Source organism: Nocardiopsis moroccensis (genome assembly GCF_055763695.1).
This window is the reverse complement of record NZ_CP199747.1, coordinates 2,696,049-2,716,208: the sequence shown is the minus strand read 5'-3', so window position 1 is coordinate 2,716,208 and position 20,160 is coordinate 2,696,049. Positions and strand designations below refer to the sequence as shown.

General features: G+C 71.5%; 18 protein-coding genes and 1 riboswitch. Of the genes, 10 read left to right on the top strand and 8 right to left on the bottom strand.

What is annotated here, in order from left to right; all coding sequences use genetic code 11:
• Nucleotides 1–2: 2 nt before the first annotated feature.
• Together thiS and thiO are read right to left on the bottom strand one after the other, a co-directional pair.
• Nucleotides 3–215, bottom strand: a complete 213-nt coding sequence (gene thiS, locus ACUKCB_RS12045; RefSeq protein ID WP_473040588.1) for a sulfur carrier protein ThiS — start codon at nt 213–215, stop codon at nt 3–5.
• Nucleotides 206–1,522, bottom strand: coding sequence for a glycine oxidase ThiO (gene thiO, locus ACUKCB_RS12040; RefSeq protein ID WP_473040587.1), 1,317 nt, complete (start codon nt 1,520–1,522; stop codon nt 206–208). Before thiO ends, thiS begins: the two co-directional genes overlap by 10 nt.
• A riboswitch (TPP riboswitch) is annotated at nt 1,491–1,601 on the bottom strand. Its footprint overlaps the gene before it by 32 nt.
• Nucleotides 1,602–1,722: 121 nt before the next feature.
• Between thiO and ACUKCB_RS12035 the strand changes: the two genes are divergently transcribed.
• Together ACUKCB_RS12035 and thiE are read left to right on the top strand one after the other, a co-directional pair.
• Nucleotides 1,723–2,082: an Rv2175c family DNA-binding protein gene (locus ACUKCB_RS12035; protein ID WP_191273527.1), complete on the top strand. Its 360-nt coding sequence runs from the start codon at nt 1,723–1,725 to the stop codon at nt 2,080–2,082.
• 79 nt (nt 2,083–2,161) lie between these two features.
• Nucleotides 2,162–2,833 (top strand): thiamine phosphate synthase, encoded by a 672-nt coding sequence (thiE, locus tag ACUKCB_RS12030; protein ID WP_473040586.1) that lies wholly within the window; start codon nt 2,162–2,164, stop codon nt 2,831–2,833.
• A gap of 43 nt (nt 2,834–2,876) precedes the next feature.
• Here the strand turns inward: thiE and ACUKCB_RS12025 are convergent, their stop codons facing one another.
• The 4 genes from ACUKCB_RS12025 to ACUKCB_RS12010 form a co-directional block, all read right to left on the bottom strand.
• Nucleotides 2,877–3,878, bottom strand: coding sequence for a zinc-binding dehydrogenase (locus ACUKCB_RS12025; protein ID WP_473040585.1), 1,002 nt, complete (start codon nt 3,876–3,878; stop codon nt 2,877–2,879).
• A gap of 139 nt (nt 3,879–4,017) precedes the next feature.
• Nucleotides 4,018–4,911: an SDR family oxidoreductase gene (locus tag ACUKCB_RS12020; RefSeq protein ID WP_473040584.1), complete on the bottom strand. Its 894-nt coding sequence runs from the start codon at nt 4,909–4,911 to the stop codon at nt 4,018–4,020.
• A gap of 68 nt (nt 4,912–4,979) precedes the next feature.
• Nucleotides 4,980–6,269, bottom strand: a complete 1,290-nt coding sequence (locus ACUKCB_RS12015; RefSeq protein WP_473040583.1) for a DUF418 domain-containing protein — start codon at nt 6,267–6,269, stop codon at nt 4,980–4,982.
• A 149-nt stretch (nt 6,270–6,418) separates the two neighbouring features.
• The gene (locus tag ACUKCB_RS12010; RefSeq protein WP_473040582.1) at nt 6,419–7,495 is read right to left on the bottom strand and encodes a polyprenyl synthetase family protein; all 1,077 of its coding nucleotides are present in this window, start codon (nt 7,493–7,495) and stop codon (nt 6,419–6,421) included.
• Nucleotides 7,496–7,763: 268 nt separating this feature from the next.
• Here ACUKCB_RS12010 and metF point away from each other — a divergent pair, with 268 nt between their 5' ends.
• Entirely contained in the window at nt 7,764–8,693 is a 930-nt protein-coding gene (gene metF / locus ACUKCB_RS12005; RefSeq protein WP_473040984.1) for a methylenetetrahydrofolate reductase [NAD(P)H], read from the top strand.
• On the opposite strand, the gene ACUKCB_RS12000 is transcribed toward metF, so the two are convergent.
• A complete protein-coding gene (locus ACUKCB_RS12000) occupies nt 8,605–9,219 on the bottom strand; it encodes a GNAT family N-acetyltransferase (RefSeq protein WP_473040581.1) in 615 nt (204 codons plus the stop codon). The two genes, metF and ACUKCB_RS12000, sit on opposite strands and share 89 nt — an antisense overlap.
• 338 nt (nt 9,220–9,557) lie before the next feature.
• Nucleotides 9,558–10,052, bottom strand: a complete 495-nt coding sequence (gene bldD, locus ACUKCB_RS11995; protein WP_013154123.1) for a transcriptional regulator BldD — start codon at nt 10,050–10,052, stop codon at nt 9,558–9,560.
• A gap of 531 nt (nt 10,053–10,583) precedes the next feature.
• On the opposite strand from bldD, the gene pyrR reads away from it, so the two are divergent.
• From pyrR to ACUKCB_RS11960, 7 genes are all read left to right on the top strand, one after another.
• On the top strand, nt 10,584–11,252 hold the full coding sequence (pyrR, locus tag ACUKCB_RS11990; protein WP_473040580.1) for a bifunctional pyr operon transcriptional regulator/uracil phosphoribosyltransferase PyrR: 669 nt from the start codon (nt 10,584–10,586) through the stop codon (nt 11,250–11,252).
• On the top strand, nt 11,252–12,160 hold the full coding sequence (locus ACUKCB_RS11985; RefSeq protein ID WP_473040579.1) for an aspartate carbamoyltransferase catalytic subunit: 909 nt from the start codon (nt 11,252–11,254) through the stop codon (nt 12,158–12,160). The genes pyrR and ACUKCB_RS11985 overlap by 1 nt, the downstream gene beginning before the upstream one ends.
• A 126-nt stretch (nt 12,161–12,286) precedes the next feature.
• On the top strand, nt 12,287–13,588 hold the full coding sequence (locus ACUKCB_RS11980) for a dihydroorotase (protein ID WP_473040578.1): 1,302 nt from the start codon (nt 12,287–12,289) through the stop codon (nt 13,586–13,588).
• A 53-nt stretch (nt 13,589–13,641) separates the two neighbouring features.
• On the top strand, nt 13,642–14,784 hold the full coding sequence (gene carA / locus ACUKCB_RS11975) for a glutamine-hydrolyzing carbamoyl-phosphate synthase small subunit (protein ID WP_473040577.1): 1,143 nt from the start codon (nt 13,642–13,644) through the stop codon (nt 14,782–14,784).
• A 15-nt stretch (nt 14,785–14,799) separates the two neighbouring features.
• Nucleotides 14,800–18,108, top strand: a complete 3,309-nt coding sequence (gene carB, locus ACUKCB_RS11970; protein ID WP_473040576.1) for a carbamoyl-phosphate synthase large subunit — start codon at nt 14,800–14,802, stop codon at nt 18,106–18,108.
• A gap of 119 nt (nt 18,109–18,227) precedes the next feature.
• Entirely contained in the window at nt 18,228–19,127 is a 900-nt protein-coding gene (locus ACUKCB_RS11965; protein ID WP_473040575.1) for a dihydroorotate dehydrogenase electron transfer subunit, read from the top strand.
• 61 nt (nt 19,128–19,188) lie between these two features.
• Complete coding sequence (locus ACUKCB_RS11960; protein ID WP_473040574.1) at nt 19,189–20,130, top strand: dihydroorotate dehydrogenase; 942 nt, start codon at nt 19,189–19,191, stop codon at nt 20,128–20,130.
• The last annotated feature ends 30 nt before the right edge of the window (nt 20,131–20,160 follow it).

Sequence of the window (20,160 nt, the reverse complement as noted above, 5' to 3'; positions counted from 1 at the left end):
GTTCAGCCTCCCTGTACGGCGGTGAGTACGTCCACGCGGTCTCCCGCGGACAGCGCGGTGTCCGCCCACGCGGAGCGCCGCACCACCTCGTCGTTGACCGCCACCGCGATCCCGCCGGGGATCTCGCCGTCCCCGGACGACGTGAGGTCGCGTACGACCGCCGCCACCGTGTCGGCCGCGCTCTCGCGGCTCCGGCCGTTGATGATCAGTTCCACTGCTCTTCTCCCTGCTGTTCCCGCGCGGTCCCTTCCGCGCGCTCCCGGAACGTGTCGTCGGCACCGCCGGGTCCGGGCGGTCCCTGCCCGGCGGTGAACCGGTCGGCGGCGAACCGGCGCGCGTACGCGGGCAGCGCGCCCCGGGTGAGGGCCTCGGCCACGGCGTCGCCGGTCGCGGGGGCCAGCAGCACCCCGTGCCGGAAGTGTCCGGCGGCCAGGTGCAGGCCGGGGACCCGCGTGGGCCCGAGGAGGGGTTCGTTGTCGGGGGAACCGGGGCGCAGCCCGACACAGGTCTCGGTGACCTCCAGTTCGCTCACCCCGGGGACGAGTTCGCGCGCGTCCCGCAGGACCTGCCAGAGTCCGCCGACGGTGAGAGCGGTGTCGTGGCCCAGTTCCTCCTGGGTCGCGCCCACGACGACCTCGCCCCCTTCCCTGGGCACGAGGTAGACCGGGAAGCCCCTGACCAGACCGCGCACGGTGCGGTTGACCAGAGGGGGTTCGCCGGCGGGGACCCGGGCGCGCAGCAGTTGTCCCTTGACGGGTCGCAGCGGGGGCACCACGGGTTCGGGTACCCGGACGCGGTCACCCCAGCACCCCGCCGCCAGGACGGCCTGGTCGGCCGGCAGGACGGAGCCGTCGGTCAGGCGCACGCCCAGACGGGCACCGGCGGGGCCGGGGGAGGTGATCTCCTCGGCGTGCCCGCGGACCTCGCGCACCCCTTCCCGCTCACCGGCCAGGGCAAGGGCCAGGAGCAGCCTGCGGGGGTCCACGGAGTGGTCCTCGGGGGCCAGCACCCCGCCGCGCACACCCGGGGCGAGCGCGGGTTCGAGGCGGCGGCACTCGCGGCTGGTCAGCCGTTCGGTCGGTACGCCCAGGCGCCCGTGCAGCTCGTGCAGGCGGGTGAGGACGGCGAGGTCGTCGCGGTCGAAGGCGACCAGGAGCGTTCCCGTACGCCGGTGGCCGACGTCCACACCGCTCGCCGCCTGGAGCTCGGTGACGAAGTCGGCGTACAGGCCCGCCGAGCGCACGCCGAACTCCATCAGCTCCTCCTCGCCGAACACCGCCTCGGTGGCGGGGGTGAGCATGCCCGCGGCGACGGTCGAGGCGGCGCGGGCGGAGGAGGGTTCGGTGACGGGGTCGGGTTCGACGAGGGTGACGGACAGGCCGCGCTGGGCTGCCCGCCAGGCGGTGACCCGGCCGATGACGCCGCCGCCGACCACGACCGCAGTATTGGTAGGACGAATCTTCTCGTGAGGGGGAGCGTCGAAGGTACGCACGGCGCCGTGTTCCACTCCCTTCGCCGGCATGACCCGGATCAGGTTCGTGCGGTCGGAGGCGGTGAGCCTCCCTCTCAGCCGGGTCCACCCGGCTCCCGCGGGACGTGTCTGTTCGACCCCATCCTAGGGCAGGGCGTCCAGCGCCGGCAGTGGCGGGGATCTCCGGACGGGGGCCGCCCCGCCCGGACGGATGGTCCCCGGGGGCCGGTCGGGTGTGGCAGATTGGTGGGGTGACACAAAGCGACCGTGAAATCGACGAACTCGTCGGCGACTGGCTGACCCTGCGTGAGGCAGCCGTGCCGTTGGGTGTGAGCCCCAACCGGATCAAGACGCTCATCCGCGAGAACCGCCTGATGGGCGTGGTCCGCGGTGGCGAGCTCTCCATCCCCGCCGCCTTCCTGGACGGCGAGGACCTCGTCAAGGGGCTGCCGGGCACCATCGTGCTGCTCACCGACGCGGGTTTCTCCACCGAGGAGGCCCTGCGCTGGCTGTTCACCCCGGACGAGAGCCTTCCGGGCACCCCGATCCAGGCCATGCGGGAGAACCGGGGCACCGAGGTCCGCCGTCGGGCCCAGGGGATGGCCTTCTAGTTCCGGGCGCGGCCCGCCGGGCACGCCGTCCCGGTCGCGCCCTTGGGCCGCCGGGGCGTCAGGGCCTAGTGTGGTCGGTGTGAGGACCAGCCACGGAACCAGCCTGCGCAAGCGCCTGGACGCATCCCTTCTGTACCTGTGCACCGACGCCCGGACCGGGCGCGGCGATCTCGCGGAGTTCGCGGACGCCGCCCTGGCAGGGGGTGTGGACATCATCCAGCTCCGGGACAAGGACCTGGAGGCGCGCCAGGAAATGGCGGCGCTCGAGGTCCTGCGGGAGGCGTGCGAGCGCCACGGGGCGCTGCTCGCCGTCAACGACCGGGCCGACATCGCCCGGGCGGTGCGCGCCGACGTCCTGCACCTGGGCCAGCGTGACCTGCCGGTGCCCATGGCCCGCGACATCATCGGTGCCGACCCGATCATCGGCCGCTCCAACAACGACGCCGAGGCCGCCGAGCTCTCCGCGGAGGAGCCCGGGAGCGACTACTTCTGCGTGGGGCCGACCTGGGCGACGCCCACCAAACCGGGGCGTGCGGCCGCCGGTCTGGAACTGGTGGAGCGGGCCGCGGCACTGGGCACCGACCGGCCGTGGTTCGCGATCGGTGGTATCGACCTCGGCAACATCGACCAGGTGCTGGGCGCCGGGGCCACCCGGGTGGTCGTGGTGCGCGCCATCACCGAGGCGGAGGACCCCCGCGCGGCAGCCGGCGCGCTGAAGGCACGGCTGGCCGCTCGCGCCGACAACACCTGACCGCCGCCCGACCGCTTGACCAGGAGTGCAGGGGCGGTGCCCGTCAGGGCACCAGGAGCGCCTTGCCCAGGACCCTGCGGCCCTCCAACGCGCCGTGCGCCTCGGCGGCACGCTCCAACGGCAGGGTCAGCCCCACGTGCGGTCGGATCCGACCGGCCCGGGCCTCTTCCAGGATCAGCCTGGTCAGGTCCCGCTTGCCTGTTCCGTCCGCCGGTTCGAGGTCGAACAGGCCCAGGGCGGTGATCCCGCGGCGTCCGGCCTCCGCGTCGTCGACCTCGGCGAACTCACCGCTGGGCGTTCCGTAGCTCACGAAGCGGCCGCCGTCGGCGGTGGCGGCGAACGCGGCGGTGCCCAGGGCGCCGCCCGCACCGTCGACCACCACGTCCGCCCCGCCTCCGGTGATCTTTCCGACCCGCTCCAACCAGTCGGGTTCGGAGTAGTCCACGACCTCCTCGGCGCCGAGCTCGCGGGCCAGGGCCAGTTTCTGGGGGCCCTTGGCAGCACCGATCACCCGCGCCCCCGCCAGGCGTGCCAGCTGGACGGTCAGGCTGCCGGCTCCGCCGGTGGCGGCCAGCACCAGTACCCAGGAGTCCGGGGTGAACCGGGCCGCCCGCTCCAGGAGCAGGGCGGTGGCACCGTCGGTCATCAGTGCGAGCGCCTCGTGGGCGCCCACGCCCTCGGGCACCCTGATGAGCGAGTCCTGACGCAGCACCGCCCGCTCGGCGTAGCCGTTGACCGGTACGGACGCCTCCTCGTCCCCGTTCGGCGGGCCCGTCTCACCGACGACATCCGTGCCCAGCCACGCCGGGTCCGTCTCCGGGCCGGTCTCGACGACCCTGCCCGACACGCCTCCTCCGGGCACGTAGGGCGGGGCCACCGGGAAGTGGTCCGTGCCCCGGCCCGATCGGATGAGGGTGTCCAGGTACATCACGTTGGCGCCGGTCACCTCCACCAGGACCTGGCCGGGTCCCGGCCTCGGGTCGGGGACCTCCCGGGCCACCAGGACCTCGGGTCCGCCGAACTCGTCCACCCGTACTGCGCGCATCTGCACCACACTCCTTCTCGGCGGGATCGTTCCCGCTGCCCACAGTCTTCTTCCTCAACTAATGTTGAGGTCAACTGGTGGCTCCGGAAAGAACGAAACCGCCGAGCACGGGGCACGGCGGTGGCGGAGAAGGGCGCGGTCAGACCGCGACGTGGGAGAGGGCGCTCGGGTGGCGGCGCAGAAAGCCCTCCATGGACTGCGCCGGATGCCCGGTCAGGTCCGGGACGGTGGTCGAGACCACGTCCATCTCCCCGGCGGCGATCGCCGTGTACGAGGAGGCCCAGCCCTCGATCTCCCACTCGGCGGCCCCGCTCCGGCGGCGCGACTCCAGCGCCTCCTCCCAGGTCTGGGGCACGTATCGGATGTTGCGGCCGGTCAGTCGGCTCAGCTTGGCCACGGTGGCGCCCACCGACAGGGCCTCCGGGCCGGTCACGTCGTAGGTCACCCCCTCGGAGGCGGCCACCACCACGGGGTCGGTCAGTACGGCCGTGGCCACGTCCGCCACGTCGTCACGGGAGACCCACGCGGCCCTGCCGTCCCCGGCCGGTCCGCGCACCACACCCTCGTCGTCCACCCAGCCGGGCAGCAGGTCCAGGTACAGGCTGGGTCTGAGGAACGTGTGCGACACACCGGTCGACCGGATATGGGCCTCGGTGTAGAAGTGCGTACGGGCGAACGTGAACGTGGAGGCGGGGCCCGCGCCGAGGAACGACAGGTACACGATCCGGGACACCCCGGCCCGCACCGCCCCGTCCACCGCGCTCAGGTGCGTACGCACCCGGTCCTCGGACTCGGTCGCCGAGACCAGGAAGAGCGTGTCCACGCCGCGGCAGGCCCGCTCGAAGTCCGCGGTGTCCTCGTAGGCCGCCATCGCCGCGCTGCTCCCCGGGTACTCGGGTGCCCGGTTGATGTCACGCACGATGAGACGCTGCACCAAGCCGAGCCTCGCGATCCGGGCGGCCACACGCCCGCCCAGCGCACCCGTGGCCCCGGTCACCCCTATGGTGTGGTTTGTCATGTGATCGTCGCCCATGGAAACCCATCCTGGGGCATGAGCGGCTGCCCAGCGCTCATCGGCACGCCCCTTTTTGCGCCCGCCGGTCAGGGAGTGGTGCGCTCTTGGTGATCACCCGCCGGACCGCCCCCGGAGGACGGGCCGACCGCTCCGGCCGGGCGCCGGTAGGACAGCCTGCGCAACAGCGCCTCGGCCGGTCCGCGCCGTCCCGCGCGCTCCATCGCGTGGGCAGCCGCCACCGTCACCAGCCACACCCCGGTCGCGTACAGGAACATCGTCCACGAGGACATGTGCGCGGCCAGCCCCAGCCCCCAGGCGGCCAGAAGCGGGGCGCACAGCACCGATTGGGCCAGATAGGAGCTGAGGGAGCGCTTGCCGGTGGCGCTCAGTGCGGTCACGACGACCCCCGGGGCCCGGCCGCGTCCCTGGATCCGGTGTGCGACCAGGGCGATCAGCGCGACGTAGCCGACCCCGCAGAACAGGCCGGTCAGCATGTGCGGCATGGTCAGCATCTGCCCCTGGGTCGGAGACAGTTCCCAGGCACCGGTCTGGGCCAGCGCCAGGGGGAGGCCGCCGAGCCAGCCGACGGTGATGCCCACGACCGCGGCCCAGCGCAGGAGGACGAGGTGGCGCCCCGGCTCCTCCAGAACCCGGCGGCGTGCCGCCCAGTAGCCGAACAGGATCGCGGCGGGCACGGCCAGGCCCAGCAACCCCTGGCCGACACTGACCAGGGGCCAGAACGCCACGCGCTCCAGTGCGGCGGCGAGGGGGGACGCGTCACCGATGTTGGCGGCCGAGGCGCTCAGGTCGAAACCACCCTGGCCGCCCGTGCCGGCCTCGTCGACGAACGGTAGGGCCAGCAGGCTGAACGCGGCCAGCAGCGTGATCAGGGCGGTCAGCACCGCACCCCACACGAGCAGTGTCACGTCCCTGCGCCGGAAGAACAACCATCCCAGGAGCAGCCCGGCCAGACCGTAGGCGCCGAGCACGTCGCCCATCCAGAGCAGGAGGGCGTGGAAGAAACCGAAGACGATCAGCCACAGGTTGCGGCGGCGCAGCAGTGCGTTGACCTCCTTGACGGGCGTGCCCGCCGCCTCCTGGCGCGCGGCCAGCTGCACCATGCCGTAGCCGAACAGGAAGGCGAACATCGGGTAGCTGCGCATGTCCACGGCCATGACCGTGAAGAACTGCGCCGCCGTGTCCAGGACGCCCTCAGGATCCGGGTGCATGGTGGCGCCGCCCCGCGGCGCGGCCCACAGGTACCAGACCGTGTTGGCCAGGGCGATGAACAGCAGCATGAAACCGCGTGCGAGGTCCGGCGCGAGCGCCCGTTCGGACGCGCTGGTCGGTCCGAGCGCGGCGGTGTGTCTGGACATGGGAGGGCTCCGGTTCCGGGATCTGTCTCGGGCTCCGATTCAAACCGGAACCGGACAGCGGGCACAACCGGAAAAAGCCTGAGAAATCCCTCGAATCCTCAGGGTTTTCCCCTGGGGCCTCCGGGAACCGAGGCCCTCGGGGCGACGGATCAGTGCGAGCGCCGGGTCGCGGCCACGACCAGCTCGCCCAGCGGTCCGCGGGCGGACTCGTCCAGCTCAGGGCTCTCCAGGGCGTCGAGGGCCTGCCCGGTGTACTCGGAGATCATCGACTCGCAGGCGGCCAGGGCCCCGGAGGACTCGATCAGGCCGCACATCCACTCCACTGATTCCACCGCCAGGTCGGGGGCGCCCAACAGGTTCCGGAAGCGTTCGGCGTCGGCGGAACCGGACCGGGCCAGGGTCTCGGCCACGACCAGGGTGCGCTTGCCCTCGCGCAGGTCGTCCCCGGCGGGCTTGCCCGTGGTGGACGGGTCGCCGAACACCCCGAGCACGTCGTCGCGCAGTTGGAAGGCGATCCCCAGGGGGATGCCGTAGGCGGTGTAGACCCCGGCCAACTCCTCGTGGCGCCCGGCCAGGGCGGCGCCCAGGTGCAGGGGCCGCTCCACCGTGTACTTGGCCGTCTTGTAGCGCATCACCCGCAGGGCGGCCTCGCGGCTGGCCGTGCCCCGGACCTGCTCCAGGGTGTCCAGGTACTGACCGGCCATCACCTCGGTGCGCATCGCGTCGAAGGGGACCCTGCCCTCGCGGAGGGTCTGCGGTGCGAAGCCGCTCGCCTGGTACATCTCGTCCGACCAGGCCAGGCACAGGTCGCCGATGAGGATCGCGGCGCCCCTGCCGAACTCCTCGCTGTCACCGTTCCAGCCGCGGTCGGCGTGCAGTCCGGCCATGCGCTTGTGTGTGGCGGGCCGTCCCCGCCGGGTGTCGCTGTTGTCGATCACGTCGTCGTGGACCAGCGCACAGGCCTGGAGGAACTCCAGGGAGGCGGCGGCCCGGACCATCCGCTCGTCACCGGCGCCGCCGCCGGCTCCGCGCCACCCCCAGTGGGCGAAGGTGGGGCGCAGGCGCTTGCCGCCGGAGACCATGGCCTCCAGGGAGTCCATCGCCGGGGCCAGCTCCTCTCCCACCTCCAACAGCTGCTCGCGGTGCGAGGCACAGAAGGAGGAGAGTTCACGGTCCACGTCGGAACGGATGACGGAGGCGGCTGAGAAAGCGGAGGAGACGGCCATACCCTGCACATTATCGGCTGTCCGCGACGGGGCGGGCGCCCCTGCGGCGTTCAGCGCGTCCCACCCCGGACAGGGCGTCCGAAGTCGCTCCCGAGACGATGGCGTCTCTTTATCTGGAAGGTTTTTCGGCGAAGGCACTGAAACCTGCTCACATTCTGGGAAAGAGACGGTTTCGGCTCCTCGGGTCTCACCAAATGGGACTCGGTGTCCGGCCACCGGAGGGGGCTCGCCTAGGATTGGTGGCATGTTGGCTGCACCGACCCACCCTGTGGCGCCCCGAACCCCGGCCTCGAAGCCGCGTCATATCCGTGAGCTCCTCGACTCGGGTGAGCCGATGTTCTCCTTCGAGTTCTTCCCGCCCCGGACTCCCGGGGCCAACGAGCGTCTGTGGCGGGCGATCCGCGAGATCGAGGCCCTGGGCCCCTCCTTCGTCTCGGTCACCTACGGCGCGGGCGGCAGCACCAGGGGTATGACGGTGGAGACCACCGAGCGCATCGCGACCGACACCACCCTGCTGCCGGTCGCGCACATGACGCTGGTGGACCACTCCGTGGCCGAACTGCGCCACCTCATCGGACGGTTGGCCGACGCCGGGGTGTCCAACATGCTGGCCGTGCGGGGCGACCCGCCCGGGGACCCGGACGGCGATTGGGTCAGTCACCCGGAGGGGCTCACCTACGCCGAGGAGCTCGTGCGGCTGCTCAAGGAGAGCGGCGACTTCTGCGTGGGCGTGGCCGCCTTCCCCTACAAGCACCCCCGCTCCGCCGACGTGGAGACCGACACCGACTACTTCGTACGCAAGTGCGAGGCCGGTGCCGACTACGCCATCACCCAGATGTTCTTCGACCCCGAGGACTACCTGCGCCTGCGCGACCGGGTGGCGGCCCGCGGCTGCGAGGTCCCCCTCATCCCCGAGGTCTTCCCCGTGGTGCGCACGTCGTTCATCCCGCGTTCGGAGAAACTGTCGGGGGCCCCGTTCCCGCGCGCCCTGGCGGCGAAGTTCGAGAGCTTCGGCGACGACACCGAGGCCGTGAGGGCCTTCGGTATCGAGTACGCCCAGCGCATGTGCGAGCGGCTGCTCGCCGAGGGCGCACCGGGCATCCACTTCATCACCTCGAACCAGTCCACGGCCACCAGGCAGATCTACCGGGAGGTCGCCGGTCCCCGGGCCCGGCGAGCGGAAGCCGGGCGGCCATGATCGCGAAGGGCTGGTCGGGCGATCCGGGGAACGAGAAGGACTCCAGGAGCTCGACGAACCCGCACGAACGGTAGAGATGGCGCGCCGCGGAGGGGCCCGTACGGGTGGACAGCACCGCGGTGTGCTCCGTGCGTCCCGAACACAGGGCGTGCAGGAGCGAACGTCCGATGCCGCGGTTCTGCGCCTCGGGGTGGACGTGCACCTCGGCGATCTCCAGGGGGTCGGCGAGGTAGCGGCCCACGTGCCGTGAACGCCCGTGGGCGCGCAGCCCCTCGGTGACGACGTCGTGCCACCACTGCCCCGCGCGGCCGTGGAAGGCGTAGGCGAAGCCCACCGGGTGCTCGTCGTGCAGCGCCACCACCGACCTGAACCCGGGGTGGCGGGAGTGCTCGGCCATGACGGCGGCCCGCCCCGGGAGCTGCGCGGACGGCGGGCGCATGGCGGCCCCGTAGATCTCCAGGAGCGCCGGGACGGCGTGCGTGAACGCTGGGGGCGCGAGTTCGCGCAACTCGGTGTCGGCTGCCACGTCCCCAGACTAGACCTCGGGCTCCGCCGCCGCTGGTGGTTCCGGCGGGCGGGCCGCGGTCGCCGTTGCCCCCGCGGGTCTCCTTGACGCCCCGAGCCGGAGGAGTGTTAACTGGTTTCTGTCGAACATGAGTTCGACGAGCCCGCCGGTTCGACCGGCGGGGTTAGGCGCGGCCGGGCAGGGGAGGGGAAGCCCCCGCCCGGTCGTGCTGCGCTCCGGGGGCCGTTCCGGCGCCCGGCGTTGACACGGGTGCCCCGGGCCCCGGGCGCGCGAAAGCCGGGTGCCCCGGCTGAGGGGCCACCCGGCTTTCGTGGTCCGCGTGTGTGCGGTCGCCGCTGTTAGAAGGCGTCGACGGCGCGACGTGCCTCCGGGTCGAGGACGCCCCAGTTGATGAGCTCCTCGGTCAGGTCCCCGGGGGACTTGTCGTAGATGACCGCGAGTGAACGCAGGTCCTCCTGGCGGATGGAGAGCACCCGCCCGTTGTAGTCGCCCCGCTGGCTCTGGATGGTGGCGACGTAGCGGGAGAGCGGTCCCGCCTTCTCCTGCGGGAGCTGCTGCATGCGCTCCAGGTCGATGACCAGCTTGGGTGTCGGGCCCAGAGGTGTGGGTGCGGCGCCGCCGGGCAGCAGCTCCGACATCGGCACCCCGTAGAAGTCGGCCAGCTCGGCCAGCTTCTGCACGGTGACGGCGCGGTCGCCACGCTCGTAGGAGCCCACCACGACGGCCTTCCAGCGTCCGTGGGACTTCTCCTCCACCCCGTGCAGGGACAGGCCCTGTTGGGTGCGGATGGCACGCAGTCGCGCACCGAGGGACTTGGCGTATTCGGATGGCATTTTCTTGTCGCTCCCGGCCGTGACGGTGGCTGGCGTGAGTGGGGAGACGTCCGCTCGTACTCGGCGGGCCGCCTGGGCGGTCCAGCGGATGGTCACGGGGTGCAACCCCACCCGGTAGTGGTTACAGACAGTGACGGTAGAGGGGGGCTGGTGTCCAGGTCAAGCCGTTGGTGTGAAACGCGACTAATCAGTGGCCAAACCGTGCGTAGGTGAGACGGCTCTCATTTGTGGACCAGTTGGGGCGAGTAGGGCACGTCTGGAGGGCGGAAAGCCCGCTCCTGCAGGGAATTTCGTGTTTCCTCCCCGTGGGGTGCGAATCCGTAGTGTCATGAAATGAATACCCTTAGCTGGGAAAACGGTGGCATGGGATGTGACTAGCATCACATCCATGGTCTCGGGTTGTGGAACGAGCCCGAGGGCTCCTCCGTCCGCGCTGGTAGCGTGGGCCCGATCGACATCCTTTAACGACCTGTTCTGTGAGGCAGGGAAGGGGTCATTACTTTGCGTGCGCAAAAATCAACAAAAGGTGATGTGGGTTCCGCGCCGGATCCCGACGCACCCGAGGTGCCCGAAGGCACCAGAGCCGTCCTCGACGGCAACGAGCTCAACCGGGCACTGACCCGTATCGCCCACGAGGTGCTCGAACGCACCAAGGGCGGCCAGGACGTCACCCTCCTGGGCATCCCCTCACGCGGCGTACCGCTCGCCCGGCGCCTGGCCCGGCGCATCGAACGGGTCGAGGACCTCAGCGTCCCCACCGGCTCCCTCGACATCACGATGTACCGCGACGACCTGCGGCTGGCTCCCGCCCGCGCTCTCGGCAGGACCGAGATCCCGGCCGGCGGACTCGACGACCGCGTCGTCGTCCTCGTCGACGACGTCCTCTTCTCCGGCCGCACCGTCCGCGCCGCCCTCGACGCGCTCGGCGACCTCGGCCGCCCCCGCGCGGTCCAACTCGCCGTCCTCGTCGACCGGGGCCACCGCGAACTGCCCATCCGCGCCGACTACGTGGGCAAGAACCTGCCGACCTCCCTGCGGGAGAGCGTCACCGTCCGTCTGGACGAGACCGACGGCCACGACGCGGTCCTCCTCGGACCCTCCCGCCCCTCGCCCGCCACCACCATCAAGGGCGGCCTCAAGGGCGGCCCGCGGCCCGGTTCCCCCGACACGTCGCCCGCCACCACCGAAGGGGACGACTGATGCGCCACCTGCTGTCCGCCGGAGACCTCGGCCGCGACGAGGCCACCCTCGTCCTGGACACCGCCGCCGAGCTCGCCCAGGTCGGGGACCGCTCCGTCAAGAAGCTCCCCACCCTGCGCGGCCGCACCGTGGTCAACCTCTTCTACGAGGACTCCACCCGCACCCGGACCTCCTTCGAGCTGGCGGCCAAGCGTCTGTCCGCCGACGTCATCAACTTCTCCGCCAAGGGGTCCAGTGTCTCCAAGGGCGAGAGCCTCAAGGACACGGCGCTCACCCTGCAGGCCATGGGAGCCGACGCCGTCGTCATCCGGCACAGCGCCTCCGGGGCCGCCCACCGCCTGGCCAACTGGGTGGACGGGTCCGTCCTCAACGCGGGCGACGGCACCCACGAACACCCCACCCAGGCCCTGCTGGACGCCTACACCATGCGCGACCGCCTGGGGCGCCTCGAGGGCCTGCGCGTGGCCGTCGTCGGCGACATCCTGCACAGCCGGGTCGCCCGCTCCAACGTGCTGCTGCTCACCACCCTGGGCGCACACGTCACCCTGGTCGCCCCGCCGACCCTGCTCCCGGTCTCGGTGCACACCTGGCCGTGCGAGGTCTCCTACGACCTCGACGAGGTGCTGCCCAAGTCCGACGTGGTCATGATGCTGCGCGTCCAGGCCGAGCGCATGCGCGACTCCTTCTTCCCCTCGGTCCGCGAGTACAGCCGCAACTACGGGCTCGACGGAGAGCGCCTGAACCGGATGCCCGCCGAGGCCATCGTCATGCACCCCGGCCCGATGGTCCGCGGAATGGAGATCTCCGCGGAGGTCGCCGACTCGCCCCGCTGTACCGTCACCGAGCAGGTCGCCAACGGTGTCAGCCTGCGCATGGCCGTGCTCTACCTGCTGCTCGGCGGCTCCTAGCCGACCCTGCCGGCGCCCGAACGGCCCGGCGCCCGAACGGACCCGACACCCGCGCCCGGTGAGCTTCCCGCAGCCCGGACGCCCACGAACCTCATTTCCACCGAACACGAGAAAGCCGACACCCCGATGCCCCATACCAAGGGACCGCACCTGGTCCGCGGAGCCCGCCCGCTCGGCGGCGACCCCGTCGACCTGCTGTTCGTCGACGGCCTGATCGCCGAGACCGGATCCGGCCTGCAGGCCCCCGAGGGCACCCAGGTCGTGGACGCCACCGGCCTGATCGCCCTGCCCGGCCTCGTGGACCTGCACACCCACCTGCGCGAACCCGGCCGCGAGGACGCCGAGACCGTCGCCTCCGGCTCCCGTTCCGCCGCGATGGGCGGCTACACCTCCGTACACGCCATGGCCAACACGGACCCCGTCGCCGACACCGCCGGCGTGGTCGAACAGGTCTGGCGCCTGGGCCGTGAGGCCGGATACTGTGACGTGCGCCCCGTCGGCGCCGTCACCGTCGGCCTGGCGGGCGAACAGCTCTCCGAGATCGGCGCGATGGCCGACTCCGCCGCCCAGGTCAGGGTCTTCTCCGACGACGGCATCTGTGTCTGGGACGCTCTGCTGATGCGCCGGGCCCTGGAGTACGTCAAGGCCTTCGACGGCGTCATCGCCCAGCACGCCCAGGAGCCCCGCCTCACCGAGGGCGCCCAGATGAACGAGGGCTGCGTCTCCGACCGGCTCGGCCTGCCCGGCTGGCCCGCGGTCGCCGAGGAGGCGATCATCGCCCGTGACTGCCTGCTCGCCCAGCACGTCGGATCGCGCCTGCACGTGTGCCACGTCTCCACCAAGGGCTCGGTGGACATCATCCGCTGGGCCAAGGAGCGCGGCTGCGAGGTCACCGCGGAGGTCACCCCGCACCACCTGCTCCTCACCGACGACCTGGTGGAGAGCTACGATCCCATCTACAAGGTCAACCCTCCCCTGCGCACCGCCGAGGACGTCCAGGCGCTGCGCGAGGGCCTGGCCGACGGAACGATCGACATCGTCGCCACGGACCACGCCCCCCACCCGGTGGAGGCCAAGGAGACCGAGTGGTCCACGGCCGCCATGGGAATGGTCGGCCTGGAGACCGCGTTGCCGGTCGTGCAGCGGACGATGGTCGACACCGGCCTGCTCACCTGGGCCCAGGTCGCCGACCGCATGTCCGCCGCTCCGGCCCGCATCGGCCGGGTGAGCGGCCACGGCCGCGGCCTGACGGTCGGTGAACCCGCCAACGTCGTCCTGTACGACCCCGAGGCGCCCGTCGACGTCGACGGGGCGGCCATGGCCACCAAGAGCAGCAACACCCCGTTCCGGGGGATGACCCTGCCCGGCCGGGTCCGCGCCACGTTCCTGCGCGGCGCGCCCACCGTCCTGGAGGGGAAGATCAATTGAGCACAGTGAACAAAGGCACCCAGGCCAGTCCTGGTGGCACAGAGGGGGGAAACGTGTCCGAGGAGACCGGTGGGCCGGCGATTCTGGTACTCGAGGACGGGCGTGTGTTCCGCGGCCGATCCTTCGGTGCCACCGGCGAGACCTTCGGCGAGGCCGTTTTCAACACCGGGATGACCGGCTACCAGGAGACCCTCACGGACCCCTCCTACCACCGCCAGATCGTGGCGATGACCGCGCCGCACATCGGCAACACCGGGGTCAACGACGACGACCCCGAGTCCGGCCGGATCTGGGTGGCGGGATACGTCGTCCGCGAGCCCGCGCGCATCCCCTCCAACTGGCGCGCCCAGCGCACGCTCGACGAGGAACTGCGCCGCCAGAACGTGGTCGGCATCGCCCTCACCGGGACCCGGGCCCTCACCCGTCACCTGCGGGACCGCGGCGCCATGCGCGCGGCGATCAGCACCGTCGAGATCGACCCCGAGGCGCTGCTCGCCCGCATCCTGGAGCAGCCCCGCATGGCCGGCTCCGACCTGGCCGCCGAGGTCAGCACCGACGGCGCCTACGAGATCCTGCCGCCCGAGGGGGTGGCGACCCGCTTCCACGTCGCCGCCGTCGACCTCGGGATCAAGGCGATGACGCCCCAGCGGCTGGCCGAGCGCGGCTGCCGGGTCACCGTGCTGCCCGCCTCCGCCACCGCCGAGGAGATCCTCGCGCTCGACCCGGACGGCGTCTTCTTCAGCAACGGCCCCGGGGACCCCGCCACCGCGGACCACCCGGTCGAGGCCATGCGCGGCGTCCTGGACTCCGGGAAGCCGCTCTTCGGTATCTGTTTCGGCAACCAGATCCTGGGCCGGTCCCTGGGCCTGGGCACCTACAAGCTGCCCTTCGGCCACCGGGGCGTCAACCAGCCGGTCATCGACACCCGTACCAGGAGGGTCGCGATCACCAGCCAGAACCACGGCTTCGCCGTCGACGCCCCGCTCGATGCCCCCTTCGACACCCCCTACGGCCGGGCCGAGGTCAGCCACATCGGCCTCAACGACCAGGTCGTCGAGGGCCTGCGGCTGCTGGACCGCCCCGTCTTCAGCGTCCAGTTCCACCCGGAGGCCGCCGCGGGTCCCCACGACGCCGCCGAGCTCTTCGACGAGTTCGTCGACCTGATGTCCGACCAGCCCGCACCGGCTGCCAAGTAGTAAGAGGAACAGAGCATGCCGCGCCGTAGTGACCTTTCATCCGTCCTCGTGATCGGCTCCGGTCCGATCGTGATCGGGCAGGCGGCCGAGTTCGACTACTCGGGCACTCAGGCCTGCCGTGTCCTGCGGGCCGAGGGCCTGCGGGTCATCCTGGTCAACTCCAACCCGGCCACGATCATGACCGACCCGGAGATCGCCGACGCCACCTACGTCGAACCGATCACCCCCGAGATGATCGAGAAGATCATCGCCAAGGAGCGCCCCGACGCGCTCCTGCCCACCCTGGGCGGGCAGACCGCGCTCAACGCCGCCGTCGACCTGGACGAGGCCGGGATCCTGGCCAAGTACGACGTCGAGCTCATCGGCGCCAACATCGAGGCCATCCAGTCCGGCGAGGACCGGGAGAGCTTCAAACGGATCGTCGAGCGCATCGGCGGCGAGTCCGCCCGCTCGCGTATCTGCCACACCCTCCAGGAGTGCCTGGACACCGCCGAGGAGCTGAACTACCCGGTCGTGGTGCGCCCGTCCTTCACCATGGGCGGCGCCGGTTCGGGCTTCGCCCACAACGAGGGCGAGCTGCGCCGTATGGCCAGTCAGGGCCTCACGCTCTCCCCGACCACCGAGGTGCTCCTGGAGGAGTCCATCCTCGGTTGGAAGGAGTACGAGCTGGAGCTGATGCGCGACACCAACGACAACGTCGTGGTCGTGTGCTCCATCGAGAACCTCGACCCCATGGGCGTGCACACCGGCGACTCCATCACCGTGGCCCCGGCCATGACCCTCACCGACCGCGAGTACCAGAAGCTGCGCGACATCGGTATCGCGGTCATCCGCGAGGTCGGGGTGGACACCGGCGGCTGCAACATCCAGTTCGCCGTCCACCCCACCACCGGCCGGATCATCGTCATCGAGATGAATCCCCGGGTGTCCCGCTCCTCGGCGCTGGCCTCCAAGGCCACCGGCTTCCCGATCGCCAAGATCGCCGCCAAGCTGGCCGTCGGCTACACGCTGGACGAGATCCCCAACGACATCACCAGGGAGACCCCGGCCAGCTTCGAGCCCACGCTCGACTACGTGGTCGTGAAGGTCCCTCGCTTCGCCTTCGAGAAGTTCCCCGGCGCCGACCCCACCCTGACCACCACCATGAAGTCGGTGGGCGAGGCCATGGCCATCGGCCGGTCCTTCCCCGAGGCCCTGCAGAAGGCCATGCGCTCCCTGGAGAAGGCGGGTGTCGGCCTGACCTGGGCGGGCGAGCCCGGTGACAAGGACGAGCTGCTGCGCCGCGCCGCGCAGCCCACCGAGCACCGGCTCCGCCAGGTCCAGCAGGCCCTGCGCGCCGGAGCCACGGTGGAGGAACTGCACGAGTCCACGAAGATCGACCCCTGGTTCCTGGACCAGATGCTGCGCCTGGAGGAGATGGCCCGCGTCCTGGCCGGAGCGGGCAAGCTCGACGCGGACCTGCTCCGCGAGGCCAAGGGCCTCGGTTTCTCCGACGTCCAGATCGGCGAGATCACCGGCAAGTCGGAGGACGTGGTCCGCGAACTCCGGCACGCCCTGGGCATCCACCCCGTCTACCTGACCGTGGACACCTGCGCCGCCGAGTTCGAGGCCCAGACGCCGTACCTGTACTCCAGCTACGACGAGGAGACCGAGGTCCCCACCGGGGACAAGCCCAAGATCATCATCCTGGGCTCGGGGCCCAACCGCATCGGCCAGGGCGTGGAGTTCGACTACTCCTGCGTCCACGCCTGCTTCGCGCTCTCCGACGCCGGGTTCGAGACCGTCATGGTCAACTGCAACCCCGAGACCGTCTCCACCGACTACGACACCAGCGACCGGCTCTACTTCGAGCCGCTCACCCTGGAGGACGTGCTGGAGGTCGTGCGCGCCGAGCAGGCCGCCGGACCGGTCGCCGGGGTCATCGTCCAGCTCGGCGGCCAGACCCCGCTGGGCCTGGCCCGCCGCCTCAAGGCCGCCGGGGTGCCCATCATCGGCACCAGCCCCGAGGCCATCGACCTGGCCGAGGACCGCGGCGCCTTCGGCAGGGTCCTGGCCGACGCCGGACTGCCCGCGCCCAAGTACGGCATGGCCTACTCCTTCGCCGAGGCCAAGGTCGCCGCGGACGAGATCGGCTACCCGGTCATGGTCCGCCCGTCCTACGTGCTGGGCGGCCGCGGCATGGAGATCGTCTACAGCGAGAAGATGCTCGCCGACTACATCGAGCGCAACGCCGAGGTCAGCCCCGAGCACCCGGTCCTGATCGACCGCTTCCTCGACGACGCCATCGAGATCGACGTCGACGCCATCTACGACGGCAAGGACCTTTACCTGGGCGGCGTCATGGAGCACATCGAGGAGGCCGGGATCCACTCCGGCGACTCGGCGTGCACCCTGCCCTCGATCACCCTGGGCAGCGAGGACATCGAGCGCATCCGCTACTCCACCGAGGCCATCGCGCGCGGTACCGGGGTGCGGGGCCTGCTCAACGTCCAGTACGCGCTGGCCTCCGGCGTCCTCAACGTCCTGGAGGCCAACCCGCGCGCCTCCCGCACCGTGCCCTTCGTCTCCAAGGCCACCGCGGTGCCGCTGGCCAAGGCCGCCGCCCGCGTCATGGCCGGGAGCAGCATCGCCGAGCTCCGCGCCGAGGGCATGCTGCCCGCCCAGGGCGACGGCGGCGACCTGCCCGCCGACGCCCCGGTGTCGGTCAAGGAGGCCGTGCTCCCCTTCAACCGGTTCATCAACAAGGAGGGCGAGGGCGTCGACACCGTCCTGGGCCCGGAGATGCGCTCCACCGGTGAGGTCATGGGCCTGGACACCGAGTTCGGTTCGGCCTACGCCAAGTCCCAGCTGGCGGTCAACGGCACGGTACCCACCCGGGGCAAGGTCTTCGTCTCGGTCGCCAACCGCGACAAGCGCTCGATGATCTTCCCGGTCAAGCGGCTGGCCGACCTCGGCTTCGAGATTCTGGCCACCGAGGGCACCGCCGTGGTGCTGCGCCGCAACGGGGTCCACGCCACCGTGGTGCGCAAACACAGCACGGGTGTCGGTCCCCAGGGCGAGCCCACCATCGTGCAGCTCATCCACGACGGTGACGTCGACCTGATCGTCAACACCCCGTTCGGCAGCGCGGGCCAGGCCGGTCCCCGCCTGGACGGGTACGAGATCCGGACCGCCGCCATCGTGCGGGGGGTGCCCAGCGTCACCACCGTGCAGGGTCTGGCCGCCGCTGTGCAGGCGATCGAGGCCCGTGTGCGCGGCGACGTCGGGGTGCGCTCCCTCCAGGAGCACGCCCGGACGCTCACGGCGAGTCGCCGGAGCTCCTAGGCTGTAGCCAGCCCGGGCCCGAGCGGAACACGGGCCCACAGCAGGTATGGCCCGGGCGCCGCGGGGACCCCGCGGCGCCCGGGCCGCACAGCCGAGTTCTAGAGAGGCCGCCAGGACACATGAGCGACAACGGACCGGTGCAGACCAGGTGTCCCGTGCTGAACGTGCGCAGGGTGGACGCCTACTACGCCATCACCGTCGTCGCTCCGGGTATCGCCGAACGGTTCCGCTCGGGGCAGTTCGTGTCGGTGGCGGTCGGCGGCGACCACTCCAGCACCCTGTTGCGCCGCCCCTTCGCCGTGCACGACGTCAAGCCCGACTACGGCGGCACCGTCGAGTTCCTGTTCGCGGTGCGCGGTAGCGGGACCGCCTGGCTGGCCGAACGAAGATCGCGCGATCTGCTCGACGTGGTCGGCCCCCTCGGCCGCCCCTTCCCGCTGCCCCGGGACCCGGTCAACTGTGTGCTGGTGGGCGGGGGCTCCGGGAGCGCGCCCCTGTTCCCGCTCGCGCAGTCGCTGCGCCGTCGGGGCTGTCGGGTGGATTTCGTGCTGGGCGCGACCTCCGCCGATCGTGTGTTCAGCGCCATCACCGCCCGTCGTATTGCCGAAACCGCCGCCTTCACCACCGACGACGGCTCCTTCGGCACACGCGGCCGGGTCTGTGACGTGCTGGGCCGGGTGATCGAGGAGGCCAGGTCCGACGCGGTCTACGCCTGCGGACCGATGCCGATGCTGCGCGCGGTCACGGCCGTGGCGGGCAGCCACGGGCTCCCCGTGCAGGTCGCGGTGGAGGAGACCATGGCGTGTGGTGTCGGTATCTGTATGAGCTGCGTGATCCCGGTGGTGGGAGAGGACGGCATCACCCGGATGGTGCGCTCCTGCGTGGACGGCCCGGTCTTCCGGGGCGAACACGTGCGCTTCGACGATGTCGGCACGATCCCCTTCGACGCCCTGGGCGCGCCCGGCTGGAAGGGGTCCAGCGCGGCCCGTGCCGCCGAGTCGGCCCGCGACATCGCCTGATCCCAGCGCCGTAGAGACCACAGCAGGACCGTGCTGACCGGCCACGAGTGAGCGAAGGCAAGTGAACGCAGACCTCAGGACCAGACTGGGCTCCCTGCGACTCCCGAACCCGGTGGTGACCGCCGCCGGGTGCGCGGGGTCGGGGCGCGAGCTGGCGCAGTTCTTCGACATCGCGGAGATCGGCGCCGTCACCACCAAGTCGTTGATGCTGGAGCCGCGTGCGGGTCGACCCGCGCCGCGTATGGCGGAGACCCCCAGCGGGATGCTCAGTGCCACGGGTATGCAGGGGCCGGGGATCGACGTGTTCCTCCAACGCGACCTGCCGTGGCTGCTCTCCCGAGGGGGGAGGGCGATCGTCTCCCTCGCGGGGTCGGGCGCGGGCGAGTTCGGCGAGCTGGCCAGACGGGTCTCCGAGGCGGAGGGGGTGGGAGCCATCGAGGTCAACCTCTCCTGCCCGAACCCGGCCGACCCGGCGGGGCGCCACTTCGCCGACGACGCGGCCCAGGCCGCGGCGGTGGTGCAGACGGTGCGCTCACACGCCCGCTCCGACGTGCCGGTCCTGGCCAAGCTCGCCGCGGACGTCCCCGACGTCGTCGAGCTCGCCGGGGCCTGCGTCGCGGCCCGTGCCGACGGGCTGACCATGATCAACACCCTGCGGGGGATGAGTGTGGACACCCGTACCCTGCGCCCGGCGGTGGCCGGGGGGATGGGCGGGCTCTCCGGTCCGGCGATCCGCCCCCTGGCGGTGGGGTGCGTCTACCGGGTCCACGAGGCCTTCCCCGAGGTGCCGATCATCGGGACGGGCGGGGTGCGTACCGGGACCGACGTCCTGGAGTTCATGGCTGCGGGGGCGAGCGCCGTGGCGGTGGGGACGGTGAACTTCGCCGACCCCTCGGCGTGTGTGCGGGTGCTGAGGGAGTTCACCGAGGCACTGGACACCAGGGGGGTTTCCAGGGCCTCGGACGTGGTGGGGGCCGCGCACCGGTCGGGAACCGGTGTGTGACGACGGCTTCACGGATCGATAGCGCCCTGA